Raw genomic sequence first — 13,031 nt, 5'->3', positions numbered from 1 at the left:
TGGAATAGCGCGAAAACCAAGAAATTTTTGTTTTTAAGCTCGGCATACAGCAGGAAATCTAGACATATATATTTGTAACCTAGTGGTGGCAAGGAGTGCACCATAATTTAGGTAGAGAAAAAAGGGGAGGGAAGCGGGATGAATATTTTACTTTGCTGTGCAGCGGGAATGTCTTCCAGTTTGATTGTTACAAAGATGGAGAAAGCAGCAGAGGCAAGAGGGATAGAAGTGAAAATCTGGGCAGTATCAGGTTCTGAAGTGAATAGTCATATTGATAAAGCTGATGTCCTTTTACTTGGACCGCAAGTACGTTATTTATTACCGAAAATGAAAGAATTATGTAAGGATAAAGGGATACCTGTTGATGTCATTCAATCCGTTCATTACGGACTTTGTAATGGAGAAGCTATCTTGCAAGCAGCTTTGTCAATGAAACCATGAGGAGAGTGGGATAGATGATACGGTTTTTAGAGAAGTACGTGATGCCAGTAGCAGGGAAGGTTGCAGAGCATAGGGAGTTGCAAGCAATTCGAGATGGAATTATGAAAACGAGTGCCTTTCTTAATTATTGGATCGTTTTTCCTCATTATTAGTGCACTGCCAATACCCGGATATAACGAGTTTATGGCAGGTTTGTTTGGTGAGAATTGGCAGAGAGCTTTAGGGTATCCAGTTAGTGCAACTTTTAATATAATGGCTTTAATAGCTGTTTTTGGAATCGCTTACAGGCTTGGAGAGTATTATAAAGTGGATGCTTTAGCATCCGGGGCATTGTCGCTTGTGACGTTTTTACTTGCGACGCCATTTCAAGTTGCATATATTATACCAAGTACAAAAGAAAGTGTACTTGTAGAAGGCGCTATCCCAGCTGCATTAATGGGAAGCCAAGGGTTATTTGTAGCAATGATTATTGCACTTATATCTACTGAACTGTATCGATTTATTGTACAAAAAAAGATAATTATAAAGATGCCAGAGACAGTTCCACCAGCTGTCACGCGTTCATTTGCAGCACTTGTTCCAGGATTTATTGTTGTAACAGTTATTTGGATTTTACGCTTAATTATAGAAAATACTTCTTTTGGCAGTATCCATAATATTGTAGGACAAATTTTACAGGAACCACTTAGTGTACTTGGTGCTAGTCTTTGGGGCGCAATAATAGCAGTTATTCTCGTTCATGTTCTTTGGTCGTGTGGAATTCATGGTGCTACTATTGTTGGTGGTGTAATGAGCCCCGTTTGGTTGTCGTTAATGGATCAAAACCGAGTCGCTTTTCAAGCTGGGCAAGATGTACCAAATACGATTACGGCACAGTTTTTTGACTTATGGATTTATATGGGCGGTTCTGGTGCAACGCTTGCTCTAGTTGTCGGAATGTTACTATTTGCACGAAGTCAACAATTAAAAAGTTTAGGGAGATTGTCAATTGCACCTGGTATATTTAATATTAATGAGATGGTAACTTTTGGTATGCCGATTGTGATGAACCCACTTTTACTAATTCCATTTATATTAGTTCCAGTTGTGTTAACAATTGTTTCGTACTTTGCAATGGAATGGGGATGGGTCGCACGTCCGAGTGGGGCCGCTGTACCTTGGACGACACCTATTCTTTTTAGTGGATATTTAGGATCGGGCGGGAAAATTTCAGGTGTTATTTTACAACTTGTTAACTTTGCGCTAGCATTCTTCATTTATTTACCGTTCTTAAAAATATGGGATAAACAAAAACTGGCGGAAGAAAAGGGGGAGTAAAGAACTAAAATGGATACGATAGAGACGAAAGCTTTTCATTTAATCTTGCATGGGGGAAACGCGAGAAGTTGTTCAATGGAAGCAATTGATTGTGCGAAGCGTGGGGAGTTTACAGAAGCTGAAGCTAAATTACAAGAAGCACTAGAGGAATTAAAAGAGGCGCACCGTGTACAAACGGAGCTTATCCAGAAAGAAGCTGGTGGTGAAAAGACCGAAGTTACTCTTTTAATGGTACACGCACAAGACCATTTAATGAATGCAATTACGGTGAAAGAATTAGCGAGTGAGTTTGTAGAGTTATATAGGAAGATGTCGGTGGATGAATGAACCTTGCTTATGCAAGGTTTTTTTATCTCGAATTAACGGGCAGTAAAACTTCCACTAATTAAAATTTCATTTTATGTATGTGCCTGTACCATCAGTGGAATGTTCATCCCACTGATGGTATTTTACAATCCTCCTTTTTTCGGATGAGTAAGAGTTATAATTAATCGGCAGTAACAATTTCTCCTATACCACGAATTAATCTTTTTATATGCATCCGTTCCGGTTTTAATATATTTACGATATAATCAATCGCTATTTGTGGTTCAACGGTTGTACCGCAAGTATAACAGTCAATAGCCGCAAAATTTTGTTCCGGGTAAGTGTGAATGGAAAGATGGCTTTCTGATAATAACACTAATACAGTAACACCATATGGCTGGAACTCTTTTTTACTTACGTTTAAAACATGGGCACCAGAGTAATCTGCAGCTGTAACTAGATGATATTCTAAAAAGTGCATATCATCTAATAGGGAAAAGTCCACTCCCCACAAATCTACTATTATATGCTTGCCAAAAGTAGAATATTCCATAGGGTAGCACTCCTTATTATAATATTGTCAAAACTTCATTTCCTGTTTGTAGCATTGATGTAAGATAAGATTTGATTCTGAATTTAAAAGAGCGAGGTTACGTTGTTCTAGATGTTCTTCTTTAAATTGAAATAAAGGAAAAAGAAGAGCAGGCAATGTTCGAGGAGTTGGTACTACATATAATTGTTCAATTTGATCGAGTACATGTGCAGAATTAGTAGCAAGATGAAATCCCCAGTCAGTTCCGAAAGAAGGAACGATTGTATGATAACTCTTCACAGTTAATCCAGCGTGTTCAATTGTATTACCAATACTCCAATATACTAGAGGTGCATCAGCAGGTGAATTAGATTGACAGACGAAAGCCCCATCTTCTGTTAAGAATGTAGCTATACGAGCAAATAGTTCGCTTGTATATAAAGTACTTAATAATTCTGTCGCTGGGTCTGGAAAATCAATAATGATTACATCGTATAAAGATGAAGGTGAATTTAGAAATTCTTTTGCATCGCATACGTGCACGTTCACACGATTATCAAAAAAAGCATTTTTGTTTAAAGATACTATTTCTGGAACATTACGTGCCATATTAATCATTGCCTCGTCTAAATCAACAAGGTCTACATGTAGCACAGTTTCATATTTCAAAACTTCTCGTAAGGCAAGGCCATCGCCACCACCTAATATGAGAACACGTTTTGGATCAATTACTTTTGCCATAATCGGATGTACAAGTGCTTCATGATAAATTTGCTCATCAACGGAACTGAATTGTAGTTGCTTGTCCAAGTATAAGCGAACATCGTTTACTTGGACTAAATTAATATTTTGATAATTACTCTTTTCTTCAAATAGGCTCGTATGTTCACCAGCTTGTATTTCCTTTAGAGAAATTTCATCCCACACATCTAAGCTGTGTGAATCTGTAGGTACTATAGTTACATTTTCCGATTGTACTTGCTTATCTTGCTTATTCTGCTCATCCTGTTTGTCCTGTTTGTCTTGTATATCATGCTTGTCCTGCTGTTCTAGTTCAAATTTGTCAGAGTCTAATTCAGAACGCTTGTCTTTTTTATAGCTTGTTATTCTATAAATCTTTATTTTGCTTTGTTTTCTATGTTTTGGCATAGGAATCCCCTTTCGAATTGTGTTATTTTATTCTATTTTATTTTATGTAATCTAGTAGAGTATGCTTGGACAATAGAATAGATAGAAGACTGAGCTCAAGAAAATGTTGTTTTTTACTAGATTTCTACGATAAAAAATTTTTTTAGTGTTTTTTCATATTAAACATAACTAGACAACTAAACACTAATCTATTTTCATACAGTTATGTGTTAAAAGCGTGTTGTTTTATAACACACTGTGTGTTTTTTAGACGACACACTAATTGAAAGCGTTAACACACAAAGAAAATGCTCGAAAAAGCACTGATTTTAGTGGTTTTAAAAAGTTGGCACGCTAATTGCATTAATAAATAGCGTAAAGAAAAATAAATAAAACATAAATTTTTTATACTACACAAGGGGGATTTTCAAATGAATATTTTATTATGTTGCTCAGCAGGGATGTCTACAAGTTTACTAGTTACAAAAATGGAAGCGGCTGCAAAAGCTCGCGGTTTAGAAGGAAAGATTTGGGCTGTATCTGGGGATGCAGTAAAAACGAATATCGATCAAGCAGATGTATTATTACTAGGACCACAAGTTCGTTACATGCTTTCTTCCAATGAAAACGCTTGCTGATGAGAGAAACGTTGGAATCGACGTTATCAATCCAATGCACTACGGCATGATGAATGGAGAAGCAGTTTTAGATCACGCATTAACACTTAAAAAATAATTAGGGGGGAAGCGAAATGCAAAAGTTTATTGCATTCATGGAGAAATATATTGTTCCTGTCGCTGGTAAAATCGGGTCGCAACGTCATTTAGCTGCGATCCGTGACGGATTTATCGCAGTTATGCCACTTATTTTAGTTGGTGCACTGGCATCACTAATTAATGGTTTTCCATCTGAGGCTTTCCAAGATTTCATGAAAGGTTTGTTTGGTGAAACGTGGAAACAAGTTGGCGGTGGAATGTGGACTGGTTCTTTCGCGATTCTAGCACTAATCATAGCATTTACAACAAGTTATAACTTAGCAAAATCTTACGGCGTTGATGGTTTGTCAGCAGGTATTATTTCATTTGGTGCGTTAATTATTCTTACGCCAACAACACCGAAAGAAGGCGGATTGAACTTAGCTTGGACAGGTGCACAAGGGTTATTCGTAGCAATTATTGTGGCACTCCTTGTTACTGAAGTATTCCGTTTCTTCGTACAAAGAAACATTACTTTTAAAATGCCTGATGGAGTACCACCAGCAGTTTTAAGATCTTTCGCAGCTATAGTTCCAGCATTTGTTATCTTAACAGTAGTTGCAGGTATTCAATTAGCAGTGAAATTAGCTGGTACAAGTGTTCATGAATTTATCTTTAATACGATTCAATCACCACTGCAAAGTTTAGCAGGGACATTACCAAGTGCAATTGTCATTGTACTCCTTGTTCATCTTCTTTGGTTCTTCGGTTTACATGGTCCAAATATCGTTGGTGGTATTATTGAGCCGTTATACTTACCAGCATTAGAGAAAAATATGAAGTTATTCCAAGGTGGCACATCTGCATTTGATGTTCCAAACATTGTTACAAAACCATTCTTTGATACTTTCGTATATCTTGGTGGTTCTGGTGCAACATTAGCGTTCTTAGTAGTTGTATTACTTGTAGCAAAAAGTGCACAATTACGCGGTGTATCCCGCTTATCAATTGGTCCAGGTGCATTCAACATTAACGAACCAGTAATCTTTGGTACACCAATTATTTTAAATCCAGTTTTATTCTTGCCGTTTATCATAACACCAATTGTATTGGTAATTACTTCTTATACAGCTATATCTATTGGTTGGGGACCAAAAACAGTTGCAATGATTCCATGGGCAACACCACCAATTATTAGTGGTTATCTTGTAACAGGTGGGCATCTTTCAGGTGCAATTCTACAGTTATTCAACTTTGTAATTGCGATGGTAATCTACTATCCATTCGTTGTATTGTGCGATCGTTCTGTTGTTCGTACTGAAAAAGCAGCAGCACAAGGAAATAACAACTCTGTACCTATGTAACACAGTAATTGTTCTCACAGATAACACTATCTGTGAGGACAATCACCTTTATATCATGTTCAAAAAGATGAAACTCATCTACAAGAACACCAAACTATCATTCATAAAATAATAATGTAATAGAAATGTTCAAACTGAAGGGGTATTTAAATCGGTTGAACCTTATAGAGAGGGCGGTAATTATGATGACTACAGCAGAACAAATTCCATTCCAATTGATTTTAAATAGTGGTAACGCACGAAGCTTTGCGATGGAGGCACTTCAATTTGCCAAACAGGGGAAAATGGTAGAAGCAGATGAAGCGATGGTAAAGGCAAAAGAAGCGATTAATGAAGCGCATCATTTCCAAACAGAGCTCATACAATCAGAAGCAAGAGGAGAAAAAACAGAGGTTAGTGTTCTTTTAATTCACGCACAAGATCATTTAATGAATGCGATTACAGTGAAAGAATTAGCAGCAGAGTTTATCGATCTTTATAAAAAGCTTGAAGCGAAAGGGGAATAAAGCATGACTGGAATTAAAATTGCTACAATCGGCGGTGGATCTAGTTATACACCAGAGTTAATTGAAGGATTTATTAAGCGTTATGATGAACTGCCTGTTCGTGAAATTTGGTTAGTAGATATTGAGGCAGGAAAAGAAAAGTTAGAAATCGTTGGTAACTTAGCGAAACGTATGGTGAAAAAATCAGGTTTACCAATCGAGGTACATTTAACACTTGATCGTCGCGAGGCATTAAAAGATGCTGACTTCGTAACAACACAACTTCGCGTTGGTTTATTAGAAGCACGTGCAAAAGATGAAGCAATCCCATTAAAATATGATGTAATCGGTCAGGAAACGAATGGTCCTGGTGGTTTATTCAAAGCGTTGAGAACGATTCCTGTTATTTTAGATATTTGTAAAGATATGGAGGAGCTCTGTCCGAATGCATGGTTAATTAACTTTGCAAATCCAGCTGGTATGGTAACAGAAGCTGTTCTTCGTTATACAAATATTCAAAGAGTAGTTGGTCTATGTAACGTTCCAATCGGAATTCGTATGGGTCTTGCAAAATTACTTGAAGTAGATGCGAGTCGTGTTCACGTTGATTTCGCAGGTTTAAATCATATGGTATATGGATTAGACGTATATTTAGATGGCGTGAGTGTAATGGACCGTGTGTTAGAGCTTGTGACAGATCCAGAAAAGCAAATTACGATGGAAAATATCGCAGCGCTTAACTGGGAACCAGACTTTATTCGAGGACTTCGTGCAATTCCATGTCCATACCACCGTTACTACTACAAAACACGTGAAATGTTAGAAGAAGAGAAAGAAGCTTCTGTTGAAAAAGGTACACGTGCAGAAGTAGTAAAACAATTAGAAAATGATTTATTTGAGTTATATAAAGACCCGAACTTAGATATTAAACCACCACAATTAGAAAAACGTGGCGGAGCTTATTATAGTGATGCAGCATGTAGCTTAATTACGTCTATTTACAATAATAAAGGTGATATCCAGCCTGTTAATACACGAAACAACGGAACAATTGCAAGCTTACCACATGATTCAGCTGTTGAAGTGAACTGTATTATTACGAAAGAAGGCCCAAAACCAATTGCAGTGGGAGATCTTCCAGTACCAGTTCGCGGTTTAGTACAACAAATTAAATCATTTGAGCGCACAACAATTGAAGCTGCTGTTACAGGGGATTATCATAAGGCGCTGCTTGCTATGACAATCAATCCACTTGTACCATCAGATAAAGTTGCAAAACAAATTTTAGATGAAATGTTGGAAGCACATAAAGAGTATCTTCCGCAGTTCTTCAAAAAGGTAGAGAAGTAAAAGCGGCGCTATTTAGCCCGCTTTTTTTATTCTATTAGGAGGTATTATGATGATTAAGTTAATTGTAAATGCAGATGATTTCGGTCTTACAGAAGGTACAAATTACGGCATTATTGATGGGCATATAAATGGACTTGTAAATTCAACGACGATGATGATGAATATGCCAGGAACAGAGCATGCGGTACGCTTAGCGAAAGAGTACAACCTACTCGGAGTAGGCGTACATCTCGTATTAACGGCAGGAGAACCACTGTTAAAGGATGTACCGTCACTCGTAGGGGAAAACGGATCGTTTCATAAACAAAGTGTTGTAAGGGAAGGGAATATAAATCCAGAAGAAGTTGAGAGAGAATGGACTGCTCAAATTGAGAAGTTTTTATCTTACGGATTAACACCAACTCATTTAGATAGTCATCATCATGTGCATGGTTTACCGATCTTACATGATGTTCTTGAGAGATTAGCGGCTAAATATAATGTTCCGATTCGTCGTTGTGAGGAAGATAGAGCGGTGCATCCATTTTCTGATGTGTTTTACAGTGATTTTTATGCGGATGGTGTGACGGAAGATTACTTTGTGAAGTTAAAAGAAAGAGTACAAGGTGAACAAACGGTAGAAATTATGGTTCATCCAGCATATATTGATCCAGAGCTTGTGAAGCGTTCTTCTTACGTAATGGATCGTGTGAAGGAATTGCGTATTTTAACAGAGAGTGAGTTGCCAGAAGGCATAGAGCTTGTGAAGTTTTAATAGAAAAAACGACGGCTACATCATGCCGTCGTTTTTTATTTATAAAATGGACAGAATATATCCGCCAAAGGCTCCCAGTATAACGATAACCCAAGGTGGTGTTTTCCAAAAAGCTAGTAAGCAAAAAAGAAGCGAAGCGAAAACGAAATCTGAAGCATTTATAACTGTACTCGTCCAAATAGGATCGTAAAAAGCGGCAATTAAAATACCAACAACTGCGGCGTTAACACCAAGTAGTGCGCCTTGTATGAATGATATTTTTCTCACACTGTTCCAAAATGGTAAAACACCAATAACGAGTAAGAAAGCAGGGAGGAAAATCGCAATTGTTGCGAGTGTTGCCCCAAGCGTCCCGTTTAATACTGCTCCTATATAAGAGGCGAATGTAAATAGTGGTCCTGGTACTGCTTGTGTTAATCCGTATCCAGCTAGGAACTGTTCTTTCGTCATCATTCCGTTTTGTACGAACTCACCTTCAAGAAGGGGCAGCACGACGTGTCCTCCTCCAAATACAAGTGCGCCAGAACGATAGAAACTATCAAATAAAGCGATGTAATAAGAAAACGGTCTTAATATCGGTAGCAGCAGTAATAGTCCAAAGAATAAGACGAGACAAGAAACTGCTATCTTTTTTGAAATAGGTACTTTTATATTTTGTGATTGGCTAATTGGTTGGTTGCGATATAAAAACCAGCCGATAAAGCCACATATTATAATAAGGATGACTTGTGTCCAACTACTTGGCCATAATAAGGCAATTGCGGCAGTTACAATCGCAATCGTCGCACGGTTGCGATCTGGAGTTAACTTTCGCGCCATTCCCCATATGGCATGAGCGACAATAGCTACTGCTACAAGTTTTAGTCCATGAATCCAGCCAGCACTTCCAAGATCGAACTGATTAAGGAATGAGGCGAAGAAAACCAAAACAAGTACAGACGGTAAAGTGAATCCAATCCATGAAATAATAGCTCCTAATAGTCCGCCTCTTAATAATCCAACCCCCATACCGACTTGACTGCTGGCAGGACCAGGAAGGAATTGACATAGCGCTACTAAATCTCCATAGCTTCGTTCATCCATCCATTTTCTTTTTTGCACGTATTCGTGGTGAAAATAGCCGAGATGAGCGACAGGACCGCCGAATGAAGTAAGTCCTAATTTAAATGAGACGAGAAAAATCTCTAATAATGTGTGAAAGATGTGTTTGTTTTTTTTCAAAATAACCTCCTATAATGTTTTTCTATGTGCATTATACAAGAGACTTTCAATCTACAGGAACGATTTTAATGTAAAGATTTTGTGAATCTTTTCTTTGTAATTAAAAATTGAAAAAGTCATAAATGATTATGTCTAAACCATAAAGTAGTAGAAGTAGTGCTGGGAAATTTATATAAGGAGAATGCCTTATGACAACACATTTCTTTGCCAGGTTAACAGGTAAGAGGGAAGTGCCTCCTGTAAATACAGAAGCTTTTGGGGTAGCAGAGTTTATTTTTAGTGATGATTTAACGAAATTGCATTACAGAGTAATACTAAAAAATATAGAAAAGGTTACATCGTGTCAAATTCATTTAGGGAAGTCTACTCAAATTGGTCCTGTTGTTTTATATTTGTATGGTCCACTGGAGCAAGGGATTAGTTTGAACGAGGGAAGTATTACTGGTGTAGTGAATGTAGAGGATTTTGAGGGACCTTTACAAGGGAAATCATTTGTACATTTACTTCAAGAAATTATTCAAGCAAATGTATATGTTAATGTCCATACGAAATCACAAAAAAGAGGAGAAATAAGAGGGCGAGTTAGAAAAGTAAAGAAGTAGATGAAAAGGCTGTCCATATGTTGGAACAGCCTTTTCTCATTATATAAGGTGCTAGTTTTAGCGATTATTGTCGGTAAATCGATATGTTTTGAAAATCGCCGATATAACTCACGTTACGGTCGATATTTTTAAAAACGGCCTCAATTAATTTTTAACAGGCTGATTTTTAATAAAGAAGTCCATAACGTAAAATACTTCGTCATCAGGTATTTGTATTTCAAATGTATTTTCAATCGGTTGCAATGCTTTTTTTACTTTCATATACATCCAGTATTCATCTTGTCTTCTTTTCTCTTTATCAGGGTGAGGAAGAAGGCTTTCTCCTTTTTGAAGACGGTCAACCATACAGCTCATATGCAGAATAACCCCCATTAAGCTATCAGGAGTTAGCTGTAAGGAAATTAATTCTTGAATTGTATTTAATGCGTAACGAATTGTTTTAATAAGTAATGCCCCATCGTTACGCTGCATTTGTTGTTCAAGAATATCCGCCATTTTTGCATATGTTTCTTCATACGTAATTAATTCTTGAATGGGCTGAATTGCTGTGTAGTTTACGATGTCTTGGAAATGATATGTTAAGCACGGCACTTGCACATCGAAATTCGTGACGATACAAATGATATTACGCTCTTTTTTTATGTTCTCGATCATTTTCGTTAAATCTTTTTCATGGACGATACTAATCGGAATAATTTCAATTAAGTCTTTATCAAATCGTAAATAGTTCTCTAACATTTTTTGAATAGCTAAAGCACTTCCTTCACCAGTTAAACAAGCTGTTAAAATAACAGATTTCATTGGAGAGAGAGGTTTTTTCTTTTCTTCTTGTACGTTTAAGTAAAACGGTGTTAAATTTTTTACTGTTTCATACAGCGCATCTAATGAATAACCGAGCTGAGCTTTTCGAGCTGCTTCTAGTGCATGTGGTGTGCTCGTCATCGAGAGAACACGTACAGGGATTTTGAACTCAGTTTCTAATATGTCACCGATATAAGCAAGTGACCCCATATCGACAAGTAAGAGAAGCCCATTTACATTTTGTAGTGTTTTCATATACACTTTCACACGTTCCAAGAAATCTTTCGGTGATTCGTGTAACGGCATATCAATACCGGTTACTTCCTCAATACCGAGAAGTTCGTTTGCAACGTTTGCCATTTCAGTTGCGATGCCATTACCGTGTGCTAATATTAATACTTTTACTTCTGTTTGTGAGGCAGGAATTGGATCAACAACGAAGAACATTGTTAAAAAGCCAGCTTCATCAATAGGCATTGTTATTTGTAATTCTTCCTCCAGTAGTTGAATGCATTGCATAGCTACGGAAAAAGCTTCTTTATATTTCGTACGAATTTGATTTAATTGTGGGTGATGTATTTGTTTTCCGCTCTGTAAACGTTGTAGAGTTGTCTGTACATGTAAACTTAAAGCAAGAAATACTTTTTCATCAAACGTCTTAGATAAATGCTTTTCAGCAAGTTCCGCTATTTTTTCACATACGGAAACGATATTACGATCCACAATTTTAAAAACATTTTCATGGCTTGTTTTTTTGGATATTTGGTTAAAATATTGTACGAAAAAGCTTTGAACATCATTTTCTATTAGTAATTCTAATTCTTCCTCTTCAATACCACGTGCTTGAAGTTCTTCGTATTTATAATCAATATAATCGTAAATAGAAGAGCGTTTTTCATTTTCTGTTTTATGATTACTCCAACCTTCCTCACCTGTAAATACAAATGTTTCATTTGGTATTTGGTATAAGTGACGGCTCTTTCTTTCAATGAACAACCCTTCTTTCATATACCAAGGTAAATCTGTACTTGAAACATAGACAGAATCACGTTTCTTTGTGACCAAATCAGAATAGGCTTTCGCACATGCAATTTGAACATCTGTTTTTAATTGACCGATGTTATTGGGACAATTGTAAAAGACGAAAGCACGCATTGCATTTGGGCTAACGTGAATGTCTTTTCGCAGACGAATTGCTTCATTTGTGAAAAATAGCTGTAGTAAAGCAAAGCGCTCTTTATGTGTACGCTCACGAAGTGGTGGCAGCGTAACAGTCATCGGTATACGTCTTGTAAATGTTTTTAATAAAAATGAATTTGGTTCTTCTGTTGTTGCAGTAATGATTAATACTTGTGCTTTACGTTCGTTCTCTGTTTCTCCAAGGCGGCGGTATACTCCGCGGTCAATAAAGGTGAAAAGCATTTCTTGTCCCTCTGGAGGCAGGCGATGTACTTCATCTAAGAAAAGAATTCCTTCATGTGCTTTTTCAATTAACCCTTTTTGATCACTTGCTCCTGTATAAGCTCCTTTTTTAATCCCAAATAATTGCCCGAGTAGTAACTGGGGATTATTTGCATAATCAGCACAGTTAAAGACGATAAATGGTGCATCTTTGGGAAGCTGTTCAACTTCAATTGCATATTCGTGCATTAAAGAAGCAAACATAGACTTTCCGACCCCTGTTTCTCCCAGTAGTAAAGTATGCATACCGTTTGGAGGATAGAGAATAGAAGCTTTCGCTTTTTCAATTGCAATTTTAAGGCTCGTATTTTCAATTGCAAATGTATCTAATGAAGTTATGCCTTTTGAATGCGTTTCCAACGAAGTGTTCGTTTCTATGTAAAAACGAACAGGTCGCGTATTTGTTTTTAATAAACGTTTATCTTTTACAAGTTTGTTTAAATCGCTACTTACATTGGCGCGATCTAGTTGCAGAAATGTAGCGAGTTCTGATGCGGTTACACCTTCTGTATAATTGCCTTTTTGTATTGCGTTAAAAATGAGATCTATTCGTTTCATTTCTATTCACCTCGAA

General features: G+C 37.0%; 11 protein-coding genes and 2 pseudogenes. 9 read left to right on the top strand and 4 right to left on the bottom strand.

Annotated elements, in window-relative coordinates:
• The first annotated feature begins 138 nt into the window (after nucleotides 1–138).
• From BC_RS26010 to BC_RS26000, 3 genes and pseudogenes are all read left to right on the top strand, one after another.
• Nucleotides 139–441, top strand: coding sequence for a PTS sugar transporter subunit IIB (locus tag BC_RS26010; RefSeq protein ID WP_001023543.1), 303 nt, complete (start codon nucleotides 139–141; stop codon nucleotides 439–441).
• 14 nt (nucleotides 442–455) lie between these two features.
• A pseudogene (gene celB, locus BC_RS26005) lies at nucleotides 456–1,758 on the top strand (PTS cellobiose transporter subunit IIC).
• A gap of 9 nt (nucleotides 1,759–1,767) precedes the next feature.
• Complete coding sequence (locus tag BC_RS26000; protein ID WP_000379645.1) at nucleotides 1,768–2,085, top strand: PTS lactose/cellobiose transporter subunit IIA; 318 nt, start codon at nucleotides 1,768–1,770, stop codon at nucleotides 2,083–2,085.
• A gap of 160 nt (nucleotides 2,086–2,245) precedes the next feature.
• Here the strand turns inward: BC_RS26000 and speD are convergent, their stop codons facing one another.
• Together speD and BC_RS25990 are read right to left on the bottom strand one after the other, a co-directional pair.
• Nucleotides 2,246–2,617, bottom strand: a complete 372-nt coding sequence (speD, locus tag BC_RS25995; protein ID WP_000456821.1) for an adenosylmethionine decarboxylase — start codon at nucleotides 2,615–2,617, stop codon at nucleotides 2,246–2,248.
• 27 nt (nucleotides 2,618–2,644) lie between these two features.
• Nucleotides 2,645–3,745, bottom strand: a complete 1,101-nt coding sequence (locus tag BC_RS25990; RefSeq protein WP_001123965.1) for a polyamine aminopropyltransferase — start codon at nucleotides 3,743–3,745, stop codon at nucleotides 2,645–2,647.
• Nucleotides 3,746–4,155: 410 nt separating this feature from the next.
• Here BC_RS25990 and BC_RS25985 point away from each other — a divergent pair.
• From BC_RS25985 to chbG, 5 genes and pseudogenes are all read left to right on the top strand, one after another.
• Nucleotides 4,156–4,459 (top strand): annotated as a pseudogene (locus BC_RS25985) (PTS sugar transporter subunit IIB).
• A 16-nt stretch (nucleotides 4,460–4,475) separates the two neighbouring features.
• Nucleotides 4,476–5,783, top strand: a complete 1,308-nt coding sequence (celB, locus tag BC_RS25980; RefSeq protein WP_001168821.1) for a PTS cellobiose transporter subunit IIC — start codon at nucleotides 4,476–4,478, stop codon at nucleotides 5,781–5,783.
• Nucleotides 5,784–5,965: 182 nt separating this feature from the next.
• Nucleotides 5,966–6,289, top strand: coding sequence for a PTS lactose/cellobiose transporter subunit IIA (locus tag BC_RS25975; protein WP_000989059.1), 324 nt, complete (start codon nucleotides 5,966–5,968; stop codon nucleotides 6,287–6,289).
• Between the two features lie 3 nt (nucleotides 6,290–6,292).
• Nucleotides 6,293–7,618, top strand: coding sequence for a 6-phospho-beta-glucosidase (gene celF / locus BC_RS25970; RefSeq protein ID WP_000145750.1), 1,326 nt, complete (start codon nucleotides 6,293–6,295; stop codon nucleotides 7,616–7,618).
• Nucleotides 7,619–7,667: 49 nt separating this feature from the next.
• On the top strand, nucleotides 7,668–8,372 hold the full coding sequence (gene chbG / locus BC_RS25965; protein ID WP_000593496.1) for a chitin disaccharide deacetylase: 705 nt from the start codon (nucleotides 7,668–7,670) through the stop codon (nucleotides 8,370–8,372).
• 39 nt (nucleotides 8,373–8,411) lie between these two features.
• Here the strand turns inward: chbG and BC_RS25960 are convergent, their stop codons facing one another.
• Nucleotides 8,412–9,593, bottom strand: a complete 1,182-nt coding sequence (locus tag BC_RS25960) for a chromate transporter (RefSeq protein ID WP_000739648.1) — start codon at nucleotides 9,591–9,593, stop codon at nucleotides 8,412–8,414.
• A gap of 188 nt (nucleotides 9,594–9,781) precedes the next feature.
• Here BC_RS25960 and exsM point away from each other — a divergent pair, with 188 nt between their 5' ends.
• A complete protein-coding gene (gene exsM, locus BC_RS25955; RefSeq protein ID WP_000207046.1) occupies nucleotides 9,782–10,195 on the top strand; it encodes an exosporium regulatory protein ExsM in 414 nt (137 codons plus the stop codon).
• Between the two features lie 144 nt (nucleotides 10,196–10,339).
• Here the strand turns inward: exsM and BC_RS25950 are convergent, their stop codons facing one another.
• The gene (locus BC_RS25950) at nucleotides 10,340–13,015 is read right to left on the bottom strand and encodes a PRD domain-containing protein (RefSeq protein WP_000820973.1); all 2,676 of its coding nucleotides are present in this window, start codon (nucleotides 13,013–13,015) and stop codon (nucleotides 10,340–10,342) included.
• Nucleotides 13,016–13,031 lie beyond the last annotated feature (16 nt).

It is taken from the genome of Bacillus cereus ATCC 14579 (assembly GCF_000007825.1).
GTDB classification, from domain to species: domain Bacteria; phylum Bacillota; class Bacilli; order Bacillales; family Bacillaceae_G; genus Bacillus_A; species Bacillus_A cereus.
This window is presented reverse-complemented; position numbering and strand designations above follow the sequence as displayed.

Excerpts from the sequence above, each read along its gene's own strand:
- BC_RS26010 (WP_001023543.1), top strand. The coding sequence starts at position 139 with ATGAATATTTTACTTTGCTGTGCAGCGGGAATGTCTTCCAGTTTGATT.
- BC_RS26000 (WP_000379645.1), top strand. The coding sequence starts at position 1,768 with ATGGATACGATAGAGACGAAAGCTTTTCATTTAATCTTGCATGGGGGA.
- speD (WP_000456821.1), bottom strand. The coding sequence starts at position 2,617 with ATGGAATATTCTACTTTTGGCAAGCATATAATAGTAGATTTGTGGGGA.
- BC_RS25990 (WP_001123965.1), bottom strand. The coding sequence starts at position 3,745 with ATGCCAAAACATAGAAAACAAAGCAAAATAAAGATTTATAGAATAACA.
- celB (WP_001168821.1), top strand. The coding sequence starts at position 4,476 with ATGCAAAAGTTTATTGCATTCATGGAGAAATATATTGTTCCTGTCGCT.
- BC_RS25975 (WP_000989059.1), top strand. The coding sequence starts at position 5,966 with ATGATGACTACAGCAGAACAAATTCCATTCCAATTGATTTTAAATAGT.
- celF (WP_000145750.1), top strand. The coding sequence starts at position 6,293 with ATGACTGGAATTAAAATTGCTACAATCGGCGGTGGATCTAGTTATACA.
- chbG (WP_000593496.1), top strand. The coding sequence starts at position 7,668 with ATGATTAAGTTAATTGTAAATGCAGATGATTTCGGTCTTACAGAAGGT.
- exsM (WP_000207046.1), top strand. The coding sequence starts at position 9,782 with ATGACAACACATTTCTTTGCCAGGTTAACAGGTAAGAGGGAAGTGCCT.
- BC_RS25950 (WP_000820973.1), bottom strand. The coding sequence starts at position 13,015 with ATGAAACGAATAGATCTCATTTTTAACGCAATACAAAAAGGCAATTAT.